At 50.0% G+C, this 18280-nt stretch carries 13 protein-coding genes; 3 read left to right on the top strand and 10 right to left on the bottom strand.

What is annotated here, in order from left to right; translation table 11 throughout:
* Nucleotides 1–24 precede the first annotated feature (24 nt).
* Both cydC and cydD read right to left on the bottom strand, forming a co-directional pair.
* Nucleotides 25–1716, bottom strand: a complete 1692-nt coding sequence (gene cydC, locus ACO6V5_RS07905; RefSeq protein ID WP_422133575.1) for a heme ABC transporter ATP-binding protein/permease CydC — start codon at nt 1714–1716, stop codon at nt 25–27.
* Entirely contained in the window at nt 1706–3481 is a 1776-nt protein-coding gene (gene cydD / locus ACO6V5_RS07910; RefSeq protein ID WP_422133574.1) for a heme ABC transporter permease/ATP-binding protein CydD, read from the bottom strand. The genes cydC and cydD overlap by 11 nt, the downstream gene beginning before the upstream one ends.
* Before the next feature lie 207 nt (nt 3482–3688).
* Here cydD and trmJ point away from each other — a divergent pair, with 207 nt between their 5' ends.
* Nucleotides 3689–4450, top strand: coding sequence for a tRNA (cytosine(32)/uridine(32)-2'-O)-methyltransferase TrmJ (gene trmJ, locus ACO6V5_RS07915; RefSeq protein ID WP_422408977.1), 762 nt, complete (start codon nt 3689–3691; stop codon nt 4448–4450).
* Nucleotides 4451–4461: 11 nt separating this feature from the next.
* Here the strand turns inward: trmJ and ACO6V5_RS07920 are convergent, their stop codons facing one another.
* On the bottom strand, nt 4462–5361 hold the full coding sequence (locus ACO6V5_RS07920; protein WP_422133572.1) for a hypothetical protein: 900 nt from the start codon (nt 5359–5361) through the stop codon (nt 4462–4464).
* A gap of 195 nt (nt 5362–5556) precedes the next feature.
* On the opposite strand from ACO6V5_RS07920, the gene rarD reads away from it, so the two are divergent.
* A complete protein-coding gene (rarD, locus tag ACO6V5_RS07925) occupies nt 5557–6483 on the top strand; it encodes an EamA family transporter RarD (RefSeq protein ID WP_422133571.1) in 927 nt (308 codons plus the stop codon).
* A 67-nt stretch (nt 6484–6550) separates the two neighbouring features.
* On the opposite strand, the gene glpK is transcribed toward rarD, so the two are convergent.
* The 6 genes from glpK to cysM all read right to left on the bottom strand — a co-directional run bounded on the left by glpK (nt 6551) and on the right by cysM (nt 14911).
* The gene (gene glpK, locus ACO6V5_RS07930; protein WP_422133570.1) at nt 6551–8059 is read right to left on the bottom strand and encodes a glycerol kinase GlpK; all 1509 of its coding nucleotides are present in this window, start codon (nt 8057–8059) and stop codon (nt 6551–6553) included.
* A gap of 126 nt (nt 8060–8185) precedes the next feature.
* Nucleotides 8186–9001 carry an MIP/aquaporin family protein gene (locus tag ACO6V5_RS07935; protein ID WP_422133569.1) on the bottom strand — a complete coding sequence of 272 codons (816 nt, stop codon included), beginning with the start codon at nt 8999–9001 and terminating at the stop codon, nt 8186–8188.
* 314 nt (nt 9002–9315) lie between these two features.
* The gene (gene mazG, locus ACO6V5_RS07940) at nt 9316–10137 is read right to left on the bottom strand and encodes a nucleoside triphosphate pyrophosphohydrolase (RefSeq protein WP_422408980.1); all 822 of its coding nucleotides are present in this window, start codon (nt 10135–10137) and stop codon (nt 9316–9318) included.
* The gene (gene relA / locus ACO6V5_RS07945; RefSeq protein ID WP_422133567.1) at nt 10134–12380 is read right to left on the bottom strand and encodes a GTP diphosphokinase; all 2247 of its coding nucleotides are present in this window, start codon (nt 12378–12380) and stop codon (nt 10134–10136) included. Before relA ends, mazG begins: the two co-directional genes overlap by 4 nt.
* A 56-nt stretch (nt 12381–12436) precedes the next feature.
* Nucleotides 12437–13777 carry a 23S rRNA (uracil(1939)-C(5))-methyltransferase RlmD gene (rlmD, locus tag ACO6V5_RS07950; RefSeq protein ID WP_422408983.1) on the bottom strand — a complete coding sequence of 447 codons (1341 nt, stop codon included), beginning with the start codon at nt 13775–13777 and terminating at the stop codon, nt 12437–12439.
* 243 nt (nt 13778–14020) lie between these two features.
* Nucleotides 14021–14911, bottom strand: coding sequence for a cysteine synthase CysM (cysM, locus tag ACO6V5_RS07955; protein WP_422133565.1), 891 nt, complete (start codon nt 14909–14911; stop codon nt 14021–14023).
* A gap of 107 nt (nt 14912–15018) precedes the next feature.
* Between cysM and ACO6V5_RS07960 the strand changes: the two genes are divergently transcribed.
* Nucleotides 15019–17763, top strand: coding sequence for a response regulator (locus ACO6V5_RS07960; protein ID WP_422133564.1), 2745 nt, complete (start codon nt 15019–15021; stop codon nt 17761–17763).
* Between the two features lie 93 nt (nt 17764–17856).
* Here ACO6V5_RS07960 and ACO6V5_RS07965 read toward each other — a convergent pair whose 3' ends face one another.
* A complete protein-coding gene (locus ACO6V5_RS07965) occupies nt 17857–18189 on the bottom strand; it encodes a hypothetical protein (protein ID WP_422408985.1) in 333 nt (110 codons plus the stop codon).
* Nucleotides 18190–18280 lie beyond the last annotated feature (91 nt).

Here is an 18280-nt window from a genome sequence, read left to right on the forward strand (position 1 = left end):
ACATTTGTGGACCATATAAGCCTCCTAGACAATACGTCCGCCATCCATTCGAATCACTCGGTCCATGCGCTCCAGCATGGCCTTCTTATGAGTAATCATAATGACGGTTTTATCCCGGTATGCGTCCAGAATCAGGTTCATCAAATGATCCTCACTGACCGGGTCCAGACCTTCACTGGCTTCATCCATAATCAACACTTCACCCTTTTTCAAGAGTGCCCGGGCTATTGCGAGCCTGCGCTGCTCACCACCGGAGAGAGCGATCCCAGCCTGTCCCAACCATAGATCCAGCAGGTTCTGTTCACCCTCAGCCGCCGCAAGACGATCCAGGCCTACCACTTTGACAGTTTCCAGTAGCTCACTGTCTTGCGCTTCGGGTCGGGCCATTTTCAGATTTTGCCTCAGCGTCGTACTGAACACATGGGTTTGCTGGGGAATCACCGTTAATAATTGATAAAGTGAAGCCTCGGAATATTCATTAATAGCAATGCCGCCCAGCTCGATACTGCCCTCAAAACCCGGTAGCTGCCGGGTCAGGATACGGATCAGTGTCGATTTACCACAGCCCGTTTTACCCAGTAACGCCAAGTGCTGACCTGCCGGAACATCAAGACTGATGCCCTCCAGAATCATCGGCCCCGCTGCCGAAATTCCCGCAGCTGCGGGGTATTGGAAACACAGATCCCGAAAAATGATATGACCCTTGAAGGCATCCGGAATGGTTTGATCACCAAACTCAATAGCTTCTTCTTCAAGGATCTCTGTCAGCCTCGCAGCGGCCAGTTGAGTGTTACCGAGAAACTGGAAAGCACCCGGCAGAGGCATCAACGCCTCAAAGCCTGCCAGTACTGCAAAGACGGACATAACCATCACTGGTCCGGAAATAACGCCTTGCTGGTATTCCCCTGCAGCAAGATAGAGCATTATGACCGCTGAAATACCAGCCCCAGCCACCATCAACGCACCACCTAGCCCCTCCAGCCTTGACATTTTTCTCTGGATATAACTCAAATTTTGCCCAGTAACATCGATACGCTCCCTCATCCGGACTTCTGATCCATAAATTCTGGATTCGGCCATGCCCTGCAGATAATCCAGGGCTTTCTGTCTCAGCTCCCCCAGAAGTTTGCCCTGTGCCCGGCCACTCCTGAAACCCAGACGGTAGAACATCACCGGCAGAACGATCAACCAGACTCCCATCAGCAGCAGCGCCCCCTGAGCCAGAACAGGGCTAAAAAAGCTCAGCCCAAGAGAAAGCAGAATCACAACCAGCACCGCAGCAATAACCGGACTGAACAGTCTCAGATACAGCTGATCCAGGGCATCAACGTCCGCCACAAGGCGGTTCAGCAATTCAGCCTTACGATAACGTTTCAACTGAGTCAGAGAAAGTGGGAGCAGTTTTTCGAAAAACCAGCTTCTTAACCAGGCCAACAGTTTGAAGGTCGCATCGTGACTCACCAAACGTTCAAAGTAACGGGCAGCGGTACGACCGATTGAAAAACCTCTGACCCCGGCACCGGGAGAGAAGAAATCAAATCTCTGAGCGGTCACGACCGTCAGACCAGCCAAAGCTGTTGCCGTGATAAACCAGCCTGACAGTGCCAGCAACCCAAGACTGAACAACAAGGTTGCCAAAGCCAAAAACATACCCACAGACAGTGCCCCCCAGTGCCTGCGATAAAGCTTTAAATAAGGCAACAACTCACTCATCATCCAGACTCCCTGCTAAACCGGCCACAAAAGCTTGCACCACCGCAGACTGTTGCCTGAGGACACCGGGTTCACCATCAGCGACCAACTCCCCGTTTTCAAACATCAACACTCTGTCCATCGAATCTATCTGCTTGAGTCGGTGGGTGACAGTAATGACAGTGCATTGCGGATCGATGGCTTCCAGAGCATCCAGGACAAGACGCTCATTGTAGGCATCCAGGCTGGCCGTTGGCTCATCGAGAATTAACAGTTTTACCGGCTCGGCTATAGCTCTTGCCAAAGCTATCCGCTGTGCCTGCCCTACGGAAAGATTGCCTCCCTGTTCTTGCAGCAGACTGTTCAGCCCTTCCGGTAGCTGTTCAACAATCTCCATAGCCTGAGCCTTTGCCAGAGCCCGATTGACCTGAGATTCATCCAGATCCCGACCAAATGAAACATTTTCATAGACCGTGCCATGAATAATCAGGGGCTGTTGGCCCAGCCAGGCAATTCTTTTGCGCCAGTCATCCATTGACAGGCTGGAGAGGTCTTCACCTGCGGCTCTGATTTTACCCTGGTAGTTCCAGAACCCCATGAGGGTATTTACCAGGGTCGACTTACCTGCCCCGCTGGGGCCAATGATGGCCACTCGCTCGCCAGCTGCAATATCAAAAGAAACATCCCTGAGCAAAGCTCTGCCACCGGCACTGCCCTGAACCATCAGACAATCAGCACTGAGTGAAACCGGCACGTCCATAGCCATTGAATTGCTGCCCTGATGCATCCCGGACTCTTTGCGCTCTAGCAGCTCAAGGATCAATTCTGCTGCACCCACCGCTTTTGACTTGGCGTGATAGTGCGTTCCCAGATCACGCAATGGCTGATAGAACTCAGGCGCCAGCAACAGCAGAAACAAGCCGGTATAGAGCGTGACCCCGGCACCATAACTGCCAAAATTCAGATAGCCCAGAAAGCTCATTCCCAGATAGACGGCGAGAATAGCAATGGAAACAGAAGCAAAAAACTCCAGCACCGTAGAAGACAGAAAGGCCAGTCGCAGTACCTGCATGGTTTTGTGTCGAAAGTCTTCACTGGCCGATTTCAGCGACTGGTGCTCATGATAGGTCCGCTGAAATAACCTCAGCGTTTCCATGCCCTGCAAACGATCAAGGAAAAAACCACCCAGTCGGTCCAAGGCCCGGAAATTCCGTCGATTCGCTTCGGCTGCCTTCATCCCGACCAAGGCCATAAATACAGGAATCAAAGGGGCTGTTCCCAGGAAAATCAGACCGGCAGTCCAGTTCACTGGAAAGGCCACGATGAGTATGACCAGCGGAACCAGAACTGCCAGAGCCATTTGCGGAATGTAACGGGCAACAAAGTCCTGTAACTCTTCCACCTGCTCTACCACCATGGTCGACCAGCTACCAGCTGGCTGCTCTGCAATGACAAGAGGGCCAAGAGCTTTCAGCTTATTGAGAATAGCTCCTCGAATAGTCTCCTTGACGATCAACCCGGCTCTGAACCCGGTGATCTCCCTGCCCCAATGACAGAGTGCCCGAAGCAGGATAATCATAGCCGTCAGAATCAGGTCATGGATCAAAGACTCCCTGACTGCGCCTTCCATTACGATCTGATGAATAATTTTCGCCAGCAACCCAGCCTGAGCCAGAAACAACAGACCATTGATCAAGCCCAGTATGATGGCTACCAGCAACCAGTTCCGGGTAGGACTGAGCTGGCCAATCAACCATTTATAAGCCTGCTTCTCCGTAATACGACTCATAGCAGAGGACACAACCTGAGGGGGAAAAGAAGACTATTCTATCTGAACTCGGGTGGTTATACAGTCAGGCAACAGTAAATTACCGTCACTCTTCAGATGGAATGGCAATAATTCAATCCGGTTTCACCCAACCGGTCGTAAGTTAAAACGACTCAACGTATAATGACCTGCTTTTAACCCCTCTTCTCAGTGCTAATTCGGGTTACGATGCTGTCTAACATTCGCATTATTCTGATCAATACCTTTCATCCCGGAAACATTGGCTCCGCCGCCAGGGCCATGAAAACCATGGGACTCTCAAATCTTTGCCTGGTCTCCCCGCAACGATTCCCGGATCCGGATGCCGAATCCATGGCAGCAGGAGCCCAGAACGTTCTGGCGGCTGCCAGAGTATTTCAGACCCTGGATGAAGCAATTGCTGACTGCTCAATGGTAATAGGAACCAGTGCCCGCACCCGCAACCATACCTTTAACCGCCCCATGCTGACGGCTGAAGTTTGTGCCGACAAGCTGGTTGCTGAAGCGCCCCGAAATCCGGTGGCACTGGTTTTTGGTCAGGAGACTATGGGACTCACCAATCAAGAGCTGGAGAAATGTCATTATCATGTCTCCATTGATGCTAACCCTGAATACCCTGTGCTCAACGTGGCTTCTGCCATTCAGATTCTCTGCTACGACATTCGCAAGGCAGAATTGCGCAAGAGCCAGCCGGATTTCTCAGGCGACGAAGCAGAAGAATATCCACTGGCCCGTGAGCTTGAATATTTCTACGAGCACCTGGAAGAGACACTCAACAACATCAACTTTATTATCAAACAGCACCCTGGTCTGGTAATGACCCGCCTTCGTCGTCTGTATAACCGGGCCAGGCCTGAAGCCAAAGAACTGAATATGCTCAGAGGCATTCTTGCCGCTGTCCAAAAGTCAGTCAGCAGGGAAAATAGCCCCATCAAAAAAGACAACGAATGACGTTTTGCAGGTCAGTGACAGGCTCTTAGCGGCAGGCTGTTAAACAATGCCGCCTTGAGAGCAGCAGGAGCGGCAAATGAAGAACCTGTCAGCAATCGCCAGAATTTTTTAGGGTACTCTGTCATTTTTCGTGAATAGCCGGTCAGTCGATTTAAGGGAATATCTACACACTGGTCGCCATTGAGGTCATAACCAACGGGCTTACCTTCAGAATCATCAATACGGATGACTTCGTAGGCAGCCCGGGCGTAAGTATCAACAAAGGGATTATTAGCAACAAAGTGTTGCAACTCTGGTTCCACAGAGCCGACCGTGACTACATCATCCGCAAGAGAAAAGGTATTGATCATTCCTCTCCCGCCATTACCGGCTATGGTATAGACCTGTATACCCTGAGTGGTAAGTGCCTCCAGAGCCATTATAATCTGGTAAGTGGTTTTCCAGACTTCATCCGCCTGCCCCATCTCCCTAACTTTCTTCTTATACTCTCCTGCCCGCTGCAACTGAAGTGGCGCTTTGAATGTGCTGATCAACGTGGAAGACTCCCAGGAAAGAAGAACGGCATCAACGGGCTGTTTTTCGAAGCGAGCCAGAATATTCTGAAGGTTGACGAGGATTTCTGACATGGGCTTTTTCCCATCCAGAATCGGGTATTGGATAAACGTAATCTGAGGGTGAGACGCTATCATCCGAACCACATCACCATGATAAAAAGGCTCCCGACGTTCATCGTCGTCTAAGTCCATCATGCCATACAGCCAACCATGGAGAACTCGCTCTTCATCATTTTTAAAACCTTCGGCCGGAGGGAAAAAGCGATCGATGATCGCTACACGATAAACAGGTAACCGCACTTCGGCCTGAGTAAACAGACTCAACAGAACTATCGTAAAACCGGTAATCCATCGCATCGCAGCCTTTGCATCCTTTACTCATCCATCAGTAAAGTCATCGGCTTAAGGGCTTTTTTCTCAATGCGTGCTTATCAATAGAGAAGTGGGTTAACTCGAAACAAATGTTCAGGCACAATGTCCCTTCGTGAAAAACAGAACACCATGCTCGTCACCATAACTGCGTAATTAGAAGTAACCATTTAAGGAAAAAGAGTGTCCGAACAACGAGATTTCTCTGGCTTTGCATTGGGTATAATGGCCTTTACCATCTGGGGGCTGGTACCCATTTATTTCAAAGCTCTGGAACACGCACCTCCGCTGGAAGTATTGGGACACCGCGTATTCTGGTCAGCTTTATTGCTGCTGGCCCTACTGAAAATAACAGGTACGATTTCAGAGCTAAAGCAGATTTTCTCCAGTATCAAACTGTCGGGAACACTGACACTATCCGCTATTCTCGTTGGTGCAAACTGGTTGATCTTTATCTGGGGTGTGACCAATGACAGGATTCTTGAAACCAGTCTCGGTTATTACATCAACCCACTGTTTAATGTTCTTCTGGGCTATCTGTTTTTGAATGAAAAACTGTCACCGCTCAAACAGATTGCTATCCTCCTGGCTACTGTCGCTGTCATCTATCAGATACTGATGTTAGGTATTGTGCCCTGGGTTGCTTTTGCCCTGGCTATGTGTTTTGGCTTGTACGGACTGGTCAGGAAAAAGACTCAGGTGGAGGCTGTACCTGGCCTGGCTTTCGAAACTCTGATTCTGCTGCCAGTGACTCTGGGATATTTTTTCTGGCTCTACAAAAGTGGCAACCACAGTTTCCGTTTCTCGGACCCTCACACCAGTCTACTGTTGTCTCTGGCCGGATTGGTGACCACCGTCCCTCTGGTTTTGTTTATCACGGCGGCCAAAAAGCTGACATTAACCACAATCGGTATCCTGCAGTATCTTGGTCCATCCATTTCTTTTTTGGTTGGACTGTTCGTCTACAAAGAACAGGTGACTCAGGCTCAATTAATCACCTTTGGTCTGATCTGGCTGGCCCTGATTATTTTCACCTTTGATGGCTTGCGTAAAAAGTCATCTCCAATGAACCAGAAACCGAACTCAGTCAAGACTCAGAGCGCAGAGTAAATAACCCCCATTGCAATCGCGAGCCTGCCTGAGCAGGCTCATTTGCAATAGTATCAGGAAATTTACATCACTCCTGATTTTCCCATGACTGACTGCGAACGACCGCTTTCTTCCAACCGTCGTAAAGTTTCAGACGATCTTCATCGGACATCGACGGAGCATAGACTCGATCAACGGAAACCTTATCCTTTAACTCATCAGTGCTTTTCCAGAAACCAACGGCCAGGCCCGCAAGATAGGCCGAACCTGCGGCAGTGGATTCTACAACTGTCGGGCGAACCACTTCAGTGTCGAGAATGTCAGACTGGAACTGCATCAAAAAGTTATTGGCTACCGCACCACCGTCGACGCGCAACTGTTTCATTTCAATTCCGGAATCCTGTTCCATTGCGTCAATCAGATCACGGGACTGATAAGCAATGGCTTCCAGTGTTGCACGAACTATGTGGTTACGGTTAGCTCCCCGGGTCAGGCCAAAGATCGCACCACGCGCGTAGGGATCCCAGTAAGGGGCACCCAGACCTACAAAAGCAGGCACAACATAAACACCGTTAGTGTCGTCGACTTTATTGGCAAAATATTCCGTGTCGGCAGCATCACGGATCAGTCCCAGTTCATCACGAAGCCACTGAACTGAAGCACCACCCATAAATACGGCACCTTCCAGAGCGTATTGCACTTTGCCATCAATACCGAAAGCTATGGTGGTCAGTAAACCGTTTTCTGATTTGACCAGCTCACTCCCCGTATTCATCAGCAGGAAGCATCCTGTGCCATAGGTATTCTTGGCCATACCTTTTTCATGACACATCTGGCCGAACAGAGCCGCCTGCTGATCCCCCGCAATACCGGCTACAGGAATGCGGGTACCGCCTTTTCCACCAATGTTAGTCTGGCCATAAATTTCAGAGCTGGATTTCACTTCCGGTAACATAGAGGAAGGAATTCCCATAGCCTTCAGCAGGTTTTCGTCCCAGTCCAGTCTATTGATATCGTACAGCATGGTGCGCGAAGCATTAGAATAATCGGTGACATGGGCACGACCTTCGGTCAGCTTCCAGGTCAGCCAGGTATCGATAGTACCGAACAGCAGATCGCCGTTTTCAGCTTTTTCACGAGCACCTTCTACATTGTCCAGAATCCACTTGATTTTCGTTGCCGAAAAATAAGCATCCAGAACCAGACCGGTGGTTTCCCGGATATAGTTTTCCAGACCTTCTTTCTTCAGCTGCTCGCAGATTTCGGTTGTACGACGACACTGCCATACAATGGCGTTATAAACAGGGCGGCCAGTGTTCTTATCCCAAACGACAGTGGTTTCACGCTGATTGGTGATACCCAGAGCAGCGATTTCGTCAGAACGAATACCTGTTTTAGCCAGAACTTCCGTCAGCACAGAACTTTGGGTCGCCCAGATTTCCATCGGGTCGTGCTCAACCCAACCCGCCTGTGGGTAGTGCTGGGTAAATTCACGCTGTGAAGTTCCCACCATGTCACCGTCGTGATTAAAGATAATGGCTCGGGAGCTTGTAGTACCCTGGTCTAATGAAACAACGTATTTCTTCTCAGTCGTCATAATCAATCTTCTTTATCATTCAGCTCTGGGCTGATATCAGCAGTGCACCCAGTTAAGCCTGTTATACAAAACAGTGAAAAAGACCGCGCTTTCTATGTAACAGGGTGCGTAACGGGTTTTACTGTGTTATGTGGTTTTTATCTCTAATTGGCTCGATGTTGTCTCGGGCTCTAATTGTTTGCCTAACAGGTTAATGTAAATCCATGCGCCAGCCATTGCGCCGCCGATCGGAGCCACTATTGGTACCCAAAAATAGGGATTGGCTCGAGCGCCGGTCAGAGCCACTTCACCCCAACCTGCCATATAGGTGAACAGCTTGGGACCAAAATCCCGGGCAGGGTTCATGGCAAAACCAGTCAGTGGGCCAAAAGCAGAACCAATGGTTGCAATCAGCAAACCGATCAGGAGGGCAGACAGCGCACCATTGGAGTCACCATTGTTGTTATCACCAATAGCCAGAATAACCCCCATCAGCACTGCAGTAATCACAAACTCCACAGCAAATGCCTGCATATTGCTCAGGGCACTGTGCGCATAGGTGGAAAAGATACCCGCTGTGGCCAGGCTCTCTTCGGAACCACGGACGATACCTTGAGACAGTTCAAAATCGGCAAACAGATTACTATAAAGAAAATAAACCAATGCAGCGGAACAGAAAGCACCCAAAATCTGGGCAAGGATGTAAGGCACAACCTTGTGCTTTTCGAAACCTTTAAACACAGTCAATGCCAAAGTGACTGCCGGGTTCAGATGAGCGCCGGAAACACCACCGGTTACGTATATCGCCATAGAGACGCCCAGCCCCCAGACAATAGAAATTTCCAGCTGACCAAAATCCGCGCCCGCCAGTACCAATGCGGCAACACAGCCAACACCGAAGAAAATCAGAAGGCCAACGCCGATAAACTCAGCCAGACATTCACCAAAGAAAGATTTTCGCATAAAAATGAGCTCCGCCCACGTAGGTATACATTCAAGATATTAATTGCGAGGCCTTATAAAAACTTGTTTATTTTTAGCAGCCCCGACAGCGGGCAGATTATTTCAAACAACAACAAAACTCATCAACGCAAAACCATTGATTTAAGTCAACCAATGTTCAAACATGTTCGTTTTTTTTCTAATCAGGTCTATCACTCCGCGCATTATGTAAAGAGTCAAGCATCTTGCTCTGCTATTTTTTCAATGTCGTGCCTTTCATGGGGCCAGGGTGGAAAAATGTCAATGTTATTTCTGCAAAGGGTCAAAAAAGCCCACTAACGAACTTTTCCCAGCTGCCAGTACGCTTCCATTTCTTCCAGTGTTAACTGATGAAACTCATGGCCTTCTTCAGCAGCCCTTAATTCCATGGTTCGAAAACGCTTCTCAAACTTGTCACTGGCTTTGCGCAATGACAACTCCGCATCCACTGAAAGATGACGCGCAAGATTGACACAGGCAAACATCAGATCACCTATTTCTTCTGCAATCCGATCATTGCCCTGCTGTTCTCGCACAGCTTCACGTATTTCTTCCATTTCTTCCTGAATCTTGTCAAACACGGGTTCGACTTCTGGCCAGTCAAAACCGACCTTTGCAGCCGCTTTTTGCAGTTTGAACGCTCTTGTTAACGAGGGTAAAGCAGCCGGTAATTTTGACGGCATGGCCGACTCTGAAGTCTTCTCCCCCCTTGCCAGTTTCTCTTTCTGCTTGATCGCCTGCCAACTTTCAACGACTTGATCGGAAGTGGTGTCATCATTCGGCGACATTCTGGATTCCAGGGTTCCGTCAGGGAAAACATGGGGATGACGACGCACCATTTTCTCCACCAGACCAGCAGCGACCTGATGAAAATCAAAGAGCCCGGCCTCTTCTGCCATTCTTGAATGAAACACTACCTGAAACAGCAAATCACCGAGTTCTTCACGAAGGTTTTCAAAATCCTCGCTGGCAATGGCCTCCAGAACTTCACAGGTCTCTTCCAGTGTATAGGGGGCTATAGTCGTAAAGTTCTGCTCCAGATCCCAGGGGCAACCAGCTTCGGGGTCCCGAAGCCTGCTCATAAGATACAGCATATCCTCCAGGCTACTCTGACTCATCTGCCTTCCTTGCGATAACGCGCAACTTCGACCACGTTGGGCAGCTGATTGACTTTAGCCAGGACTTTACTCAGTTGCTGCAGACTCTGAACTTCAACCGTCAACAACATATTGGCAATGTTGTCTTCCTTGCTGGTTCGCGTCTGTACTGAGAGAACATTGACACGCTCATTAGCCAGAACAATGGTAATATCGCGCAGCAGCCCTGAGCGGTCATAGGCGGTGATGATAATTTCCACCGGGTACATGTATTCCGGAGAATAGCCCCAGTTCACCTCTATCAGTCTTTCCGGTTCCAGCTCCTGAAGATTCAGGGCGTTATTGCAGTCCTGTCGGTGAATGGTGACACCACGACCGATCGTGATATAGCCTATGATGGGATCACCGGGCACCGGTTGACAGCAGCCGGCCATCTGGGTCATCAGATTACCCACCCCGTCAATGGTGATAGTACTGTCTGACACTTTTTCCTGAGGTGCCCGGGTACGTATCTCAAACTCTTTTTCTGCTTCCGGCTCCAGCTCTCTTTGAGCCAGGGCTACGGCCTGGGTGACACGATAATCGCCAGCTCCGATGGCTGCGTACATATCATCCATTTCCTTAAAGGGCGTCTGAGGCAGGAGATCGTTGAAATCAACGCCCGTCAGAGCCAGACGTTTGAGTTCAGCATTGAGCTGACTACTGCCATCAACAATATTGGAGTCGCGATCCTGCTTTTTCAGCCAGTTGGTAATTTTGGCTCTTGCCCGATTGGTATTGACATAACCGAGATCCGGGTTGAGCCAGTCACGACTGGGTTGAACATTGGGTCCGGTCAGAATTTCTACCTGATCTCCGGTTTTAAGATTGTGATTCAGAGGCACAATGCGGCCTCCCACCTTAGCGCCGCGACACTTCAAACCCACTTCTGAATGAATTCTGAAAGCAAAATCAATGGGCGTAGCACCCAGAGACAGATCCACTACATGACCTGCTTTTGTGAACACATAAATACGATCCGGCTCGACATCAGAACGCCACTCTTCAGCGATGCCTCCCAGATCACCCAACTCTTCATGCCACTCCATGACATTACGCAGCCAGTTGAGCTTTTCTTCATAACTGTCACTTTTGGTATTAACGTCGGTGCCCTTGTACTTCCAGTGGGCACAAACACCCAGCTCAGCTTCTTCATGCATCGCTTCGGTTCGAATCTGTACCTCAAGCGTTTTGCCTTCCGGTCCAAAGACCGCTGTGTGCAGGGAGCGATAACCATTCTCCTTGGGCGTTGCGATGTAATCATCGAATTCCTGAGGGATATGATTAAACAGAGAGTGCACAACACCCAGAGCCGCGTAGCAATCCCTGACCTCTCTGGTAATCACCCGAAAAGCACGAATGTCATAAAGGTCCCTGAAGTCCAGCCCCTTGCGTTTCATTTTTCGCCAGATGCTGTAGATATGTTTCGCGCGACCATAAACATTGGCTTCTATCTGAGCTTCACCCAGCGCTTGCCTGAGTTGATCGACAACATGGTCAATATATTGCTGGCGATCGGTTCTTTTCTCATCCAGCAGGCGGGCAATACGTTTGTAATCCTGAGGATTCAGATAGCGGAAGGAAAGATCTTCCAGCTCCCACTTGATATAACCGATACCCAGGCGGTGAGCCAGGGGGGCATAGATTTCAAAAACCTCACGGGCCACCCGACGGCGCTTGTCTTTATCAGCATCTCTCAAAGCTCTGATGGCACAGGTACGCTCTGCCAGCTTGAGCAGTGCTACCCGAACATCGTCAATAATAGAAACCAGCATCTTGCGGACTTTTTCCAGCTGGTCCTGACTCTGATCCAGCACCTGGGTTCTGGCCGGGTTAAGGAGTTCACTGATGGCGGCCATACCCTGAACATCTTTAATCAGACGAACGACGGTCTTGCCGAAGTCTTCTTCCACCTGTTTCATGGACAGTCTGTGTTCACGAACAGCCCGATAGAGAGCAGCAGCCACCAGCGTTTCAGTATCCAGCCTCAGCTCTGCAAGGATTTCAACCATCTCAAGGCCGGTACGAAAACAACCCAAACCTGTAGGCCAGACAGTATCTGCCTGCTGACGAGCCTCAAGCTCGGCCCAACGACTGAGTTCACAGGCAGCCCTGAGGCGATCCGTTCCGGTCACACCAAAGCTTTCCTGCATACGCACCAGCCAGGCATCCAAATCGATGGAGCCATCAAAGCGAACGGGATGATCTTCTCTTACCTTTACCATGCAAGTTTTCCACTTATTTCTTCGGAGGCACTGCCTGAATGAAGGGATCTCCTGAATCAGGACTGTTTAAAAAGTGCCATGGATTCGACATGCCCGGTTTGCGGGAACATGTCCATCACGCCTAATCTGACCAGCTTGAACCCCTGTTGGGCGAGGGCTCCGGCATCTCTGGCCAGGGTTGCAGGGTTGCACGAGATATAAAGCAACCGATCGGGTATATGACCTTTCATGTGTTCAATAATTTCAATAGCACCGGTTCTGGGAGGGTCCAGCAACATGGCGTCGTAATGTTGATGCAACCAGCCCTCCCCTGACTTGTTCCCCTCAACCAGAGCAGCAAGGTTGGCCTGATAAAAGTGGGTGTTTTTCAGACCATTCAGACCGGCATTGAATGCAGCTCTCTCAACAGCCCCCGCACTGCCCTCGACACCAACGACAGAAGTTGTCTTTCTGGCCATTGCCAGAGAAAAATTGCCAAGACCACAAAAAAGATCCAGCACCCGGTCTTGCGGTGTCAATTCCAGCCAATCCAGAGCCTGTGCCACCATTTGACAATTAACAGGCCAGTTGACCTGGGTAAAGTCTGTTGGTCTGAACTGAAACCTAAGGTCCATCTCCGGTATCCGGTAATACAGCCAGGGATCAGCCACCGGAGAGTAGAGGCAACGGGTAAGCTTCTCATCCCCCATCAGGTACAGGTGCAATTGCTGCTCCCGGGCCATTGCTTCCAGCCTGTTCAAATCCTCGGGCGGCAACCCCCTGGTGTGTCTGAGCAGAATGGCGCGGCCGGAATCAGCCAGCAACAGTTCAGCATGACTGATCGCTTCTCGCTGGTTCAGTTCTGGTAAACAGTCTCGCAGCAACGCCGGTAGTGACTGCAAGGGTTCTGCCAGGACCGGACACTCACGAACATCGACAATCTGTTTACTGCTTCTCTCCCTGAACCCGAGTGATAAGTGGCCCTTCTTCCAAAGGATCGACAAACGGGCACGATAACGATAACCATAGGGTTGAGAAGCCAGAGGTTCAGCTATTGCCATGGGCGTCAGCGACGAAAACCGCTGCAACTGATCCAGTACAATACTTTGTTTGCCCTGAAGCTGGCCCTCATGGGACCAGTATTGCAGGCTGCAACCACCACAGACTTTAAAATGTCGGCAGGGAGGAGAGACGCGCTCATCTGAAGCAGACTCTATATCAGTGACCCGACCACTGCTGAAACGACGTCGATCTTCTGTCAGCAGGACCGAAACCTGCTCCCCGGGAAGCGCCCCATCGACAAAAAGGGTTTTGCCTTTTAATCGGGCAAGACCCCGACCATCATGGGAAAGACCCTGTACAAGAACTTCTCCAACGACCCGACGTCTGGCGCCCGGAGAAGCCTTCTGAGATCGCATGAAACTGTATCCTTCAGATTCAGAAATACACACGCAGCCTGTCAACGAAACAACACAGCCCCTCACAACAAGAAGCAGTGCCGGAGTGAATAATGCTGTATTTTCACGGGAATAGCTGCGTAAAAATTAATACCGTTGAGAATTGTACCTACAGCTGTATAAAATTTCAGTACTGGAGAGCAATGACTGTGTAAATGTTTTTTGAACCCGCTTTTAGACGACACAGTCAATGCGTTGATTCCCCTATCGGTTAAAGACGTTGGTAGAAAGATAACGATCACCCCGGTCACAGATAATGCAGACGATGGTGGCATTTTCCACTTCTTCAGCCAGTCTTAATGCTCCCGCGACAGAGCCACCGGAAGATACACCGCAGAATATACCTTCTTTTTTGGCCAGGGTTTTCATGGTTTCTTCGGCTTCGGACTGATGGATATCCATCACTCTGTCTACACGACTGTCATCGAATATTTCCGGCAGGTATTCCGGTCGCCAGCGCCGAATACCGGGAATGCTGGCTCCATCAGCAGGTTGCAGACCTACAATCTGGATATCCGGGTTCTGTTCTTTCAGGAACCTTGAGGTACCCATGATGGTGCCGGTAGTACCCATGGAGCTGACAAAGTGGGTGATCTCACCACCAGTCTGCTGCCAGATTTCAGGGCCGGTGCCTTTGTAATGCGCCAGAGGATTATCCTGATTAGCGAACTGGTTGAGCACTTTGCCCAGACCTTGCTTTTCCATTTCCAGCGCCAGATCCCGGGCCCCTTCCATACCCTCTTCCTTGCTCACCATTTTAAGCTCTGCACCATAAGCAGCCATGGCACCCTTGCGTTCTTCGCTCATGTTATCGGGCATGATCAGAATCATTCGATAACCCTTGATAGCAGCAGCCATGGCCAGGGCTATACCGGTGTTACCACTGGTCGCTTCGATCAGATTATCACCGGGCTGGATGACGCCCCTGGCTTGCGCCTCAGATATCATGGAGAGCGCAGGACGATCCTTGACCGATCCGGCGGGGTTATTTCCTTCCATCTTCAACAGAATAGTGTTCCCTCGCCCGGCAGAAAGCCTCTGCAGCCGAATAAGAGGAGTGTTGCCTACCAGCGACTCGATTGTGGGGTAATCCATACTCTCTAAACCAAAACTTCCTAAACCAAAACTTCCAAAACTGACACATAACTCTTATGATGCCCCCAGCATAAATGATAATAATCCAGTCTGTACAATTATTACTTATGAAAACATCTTTCCAGACTGTTCAGCGCAGGATTCTTGTTTTAGCACTGCTACCGGGCACACTCATCTCTGCCCTTACGTGCAGCCTCTATCTCTGGGCACATTTAGCCGGACTTGACCAGCAGCTGACCACGAAAGCCAGAGACATGACTCGCAAGCTGGCGACGCTTGTAGTTTATTCAATAGAAAGCGGTGAGATGCAGAACACCCGTGATCTGGCGGTCCGGATTCTGGATGATACTGATATCAGGGCAGTCAGCCTGCTCGATCGAAATGGCAGGGAATTACTTCATACCGGCCCCAACCTGCTCCCTGTAGGCATAGATCAACCACTTCCCGACGCTCTGACTCTTTTCACCACCCGGGATACCTTAAGAGCTATTACCCCCGTGGTTCGACTCAGTGGTGATTCAACTGAAACCCTTGGCTGGCTGCAGATTGAATACGCTTATTCGGAAACACGTATACAAAAACACAGAGCCACTCTTGTGGCCGTTATTCTGCTGGCTCTGGCTATTGGCATTGTCCTTTCTCTCTACATGAAGCTGTCCCGCTCCCTGATAAACCCCATGCGGGCCATCGCCGATGCTATGGATAAAATCGATGCAGATGATCAGGATAGCCGACTGGAAGCCTCTCCCGGGAGTCTCTACTTTACACTGGAGCTGGCTATCAACAGACTGCTCGAGCGGCTCACTCACTCCCGGGAGGTGTTGCAAAGAAGCGCTGACTTATCCACCAATGAATTACACGAAACTCTGGAAACCATAGAAATCCAGAATGTTGAGTTGGACCTGGCCCGAAAAGAAGCACTCGAAGCCTATAAGAGTAAAAGTGAATTCCTGGCCAATATGAGCCATGAAATTCGGACACCTCTAAACGGTATTTCCGGCTACACTGCCCTGCTGCTTGAAACGGAACTTAAATCACAGCAAAGGGAGTATCTGTGCACTATTGAGAAATCTGCCCAGGGTCTTATGACCATACTGAATGACATTCTCGACTTCTCCAGAATCGAGGCAGGCAAGCTCGAACTGGACAATCAGCAACTCAGTATCCGGGAAGTGATCGACGATGTCCTGGCTATTATGGCCCCTGCGGCACACCATAAATCGCTGGAACTGGTCAGTTTCATTTATGAAGATACTCCTGAAGATATCATTGGCGACAAGCTGCGGCTCTCCCAGATTCTGACCAACCTGGTAAGCAACGCCATCAAGTTCACCAATTACGGCAGTGTCGCCATTCGAGTCATGCTGGAGCAAGTGGATGACGCTGACATCCATACACTTAAGTTTACCGTCACAGATACTGGTTCAGGGCTGACGTCTGAACAGCACTCCCGCATTTTCAAATCTTTCTCTCAAGCTGACTCCAGCAGAACACGACAAGCCGGTGGTACTGGTTTGGGACTCGCCATCAGCAAAAGTCTTGTCGAACAGATGCAGGGGGAAATCGGACTCGATTCTGATCTGGGCAGAGGCTCTACTTTCTGGTTTACCATTCGAGTCCGCTCGATAAAAGATGAGAGCCTTCTGTTTAAGCCGGAGCCCTTACCCGGCTGCCGTCATGTATTACTTTACGAGCCTCAGGAACTCTCCAGGCTTTCCATAGGGCATCAGGCACAGAGCCTGGGATTAAAAGTCACTTCTTTTCAGTCTTTGTCAGAACTGCAGACTTACGTTGAAACTCATAACAACCATGACCTGCTTCTGCTGAGCCAGGGTGACGATCATCTGCAGCGCACCCTAAAAATCGCCGTAAACTATCTCCAGCAAAGCCCGGTTCTGATTCTTGCCGTGGCCGGTAGCAGCAACCTGCTGGATACTCTGCCCTCAGGGATTCACTGCCTCCTTAAACCCGTAGCCAGAAACAAGCTCTTGCGGGCGATTAAAGGGATGACTTCGAACCCCGCCCCCGGAGCCGATGTCATGCGACCTGCCAAAGCAGTGTTTGAAAAAAAACTGGATATCCTGATCGTGGATGATAATGAGGTCAACCTTAAGCTATTGGAAACCATTCTGTTAAAAATGGATCAGTCTGTAGTCACTGCCAAAAATGGTTTTGAAGCCATTGAATGTTGCCATCAGAAAATCTTCGACCTGATACTGATGGATGTTCAGATGCCTGAGATTGATGGCTTGGAAACGACTCGTCGAATCAGAAATATCAACACTATTTACAACCGTATTCCTATTATTGCAGTGACTGCCCACGCACTGCCTGAAGAACGCAAGCAGATCCTGCAAAGCGGGATGGACGACTATATGACCAAGCCCGTCAACACCCGTCAGCTGGTCTCTACCATCAGTCACTGGACAGGCAATTCAGTGCAGGCACCGGATGACCCGACTGAAGAGAGCCTATCCGTTCAGCTAGAGGCTGACTCCTCACCAATAGACGTGGAGAAGAGCATACAACTGGCAGCCGGCAACCGGGAACTGGCCAGAGAAATGCTGGACATGCTACTTGATGGTTTGCCAGAGGATTTGCAGACCATCGAAGAGAGCTTCCGAAACCATCTCCATGAGCCGTTACTGGATCGGGTTCACAGACTTCACGGAGCTTGCCGATATTGCGCGGCACCAAAACTTCTGAAAGCCTGTCTGGAGCTTGAAACCAGCCTCAAACAGAGTACCCACCTCAATTCAAGCCCTATTATTCATGGTGTTGAAGAAGTGATTAAAGCCATTAAAGAGCTTCTGGAATGGCAGCGGTCGAAGGAAGCAGTAGCTATTGCATGAGGGCTACCTGCTTCTGTTCCAGCCAGCCTTGTTGCGTCTTCGCTTAATTACGATCAGGCGGAACCTTCACGGGCACCAGCATTTTCTGCAGGTTTACCTTACCTTTCTCGTCATATCCCCTGAAGCGCTTCTCCTTAACCACCAGGCCCGCAATACATGACTGCAGTTGTGATCAGGCTTCCATACCCCGGGAAATGTTTCACTGCCAAGGCATTGGATAACTCGCTCTGGCCCGGGGCGACGGTGATAATGCTGTAGTATTCTCAGAATGGTCTCTTCGTTATCCATGGCATTAGGCAAAACCGGTGGTACTCTGAAGGGGTACTCTGAAGGCGTCGACGAGAAATTGCAACGCTTCTGGTTGTGCCAGGGAGGCAGGTTGCACAGATCGACAATGGCTGAGGCCAGGGGACCTTTGCAGTTCAACTATTTGTTGCTGCCCTACTTTGACTTTTTCTGGCCATCGCCGGTAAAAGGGCTTTTGACCACGCCGTTTCCAAAGTGCTTTAACCCAGTG

The organism is Endozoicomonas sp. ALD068, from assembly GCF_049310145.1.
Lineage (GTDB): Bacteria > Pseudomonadota > Gammaproteobacteria > Pseudomonadales > Endozoicomonadaceae > Endozoicomonas_A.

Bases quoted from the DNA above. Each gene is read 5' to 3' on its own strand.
- cydC (WP_422133575.1), bottom strand. From the start codon at position 1,716: ATGATGAGTGAGTTGTTGCCTTATTTAAAGCTTTATCGCAGGCACTGG.
- cydD (WP_422133574.1), bottom strand. From the start codon at position 3,481: ATGAGTCGTATTACGGAGAAGCAGGCTTATAAATGGTTGATTGGCCAG.
- trmJ (WP_422408977.1), top strand. From the start codon at position 3,689: ATGCTGTCTAACATTCGCATTATTCTGATCAATACCTTTCATCCCGGA.
- ACO6V5_RS07920 (WP_422133572.1), bottom strand. From the start codon at position 5,361: ATGCGATGGATTACCGGTTTTACGATAGTTCTGTTGAGTCTGTTTACT.
- glpK (WP_422133570.1), bottom strand. From the start codon at position 8,059: ATGACGACTGAGAAGAAATACGTTGTTTCATTAGACCAGGGTACTACA.
- ACO6V5_RS07935 (WP_422133569.1), bottom strand. From the start codon at position 9,001: ATGCGAAAATCTTTCTTTGGTGAATGTCTGGCTGAGTTTATCGGCGTT.
- mazG (WP_422408980.1), bottom strand. From the start codon at position 10,137: ATGAGTCAGAGTAGCCTGGAGGATATGCTGTATCTTATGAGCAGGCTT.
- relA (WP_422133567.1), bottom strand. From the start codon at position 12,380: ATGGTAAAGGTAAGAGAAGATCATCCCGTTCGCTTTGATGGCTCCATC.
- rlmD (WP_422408983.1), bottom strand. From the start codon at position 13,777: ATGCGATCTCAGAAGGCTTCTCCGGGCGCCAGACGTCGGGTCGTTGGA.
- cysM (WP_422133565.1), bottom strand. From the start codon at position 14,911: ATGGATTACCCCACAATCGAGTCGCTGGTAGGCAACACTCCTCTTATT.
- ACO6V5_RS07960 (WP_422133564.1), top strand. From the start codon at position 15,019: ATGAAAACATCTTTCCAGACTGTTCAGCGCAGGATTCTTGTTTTAGCA.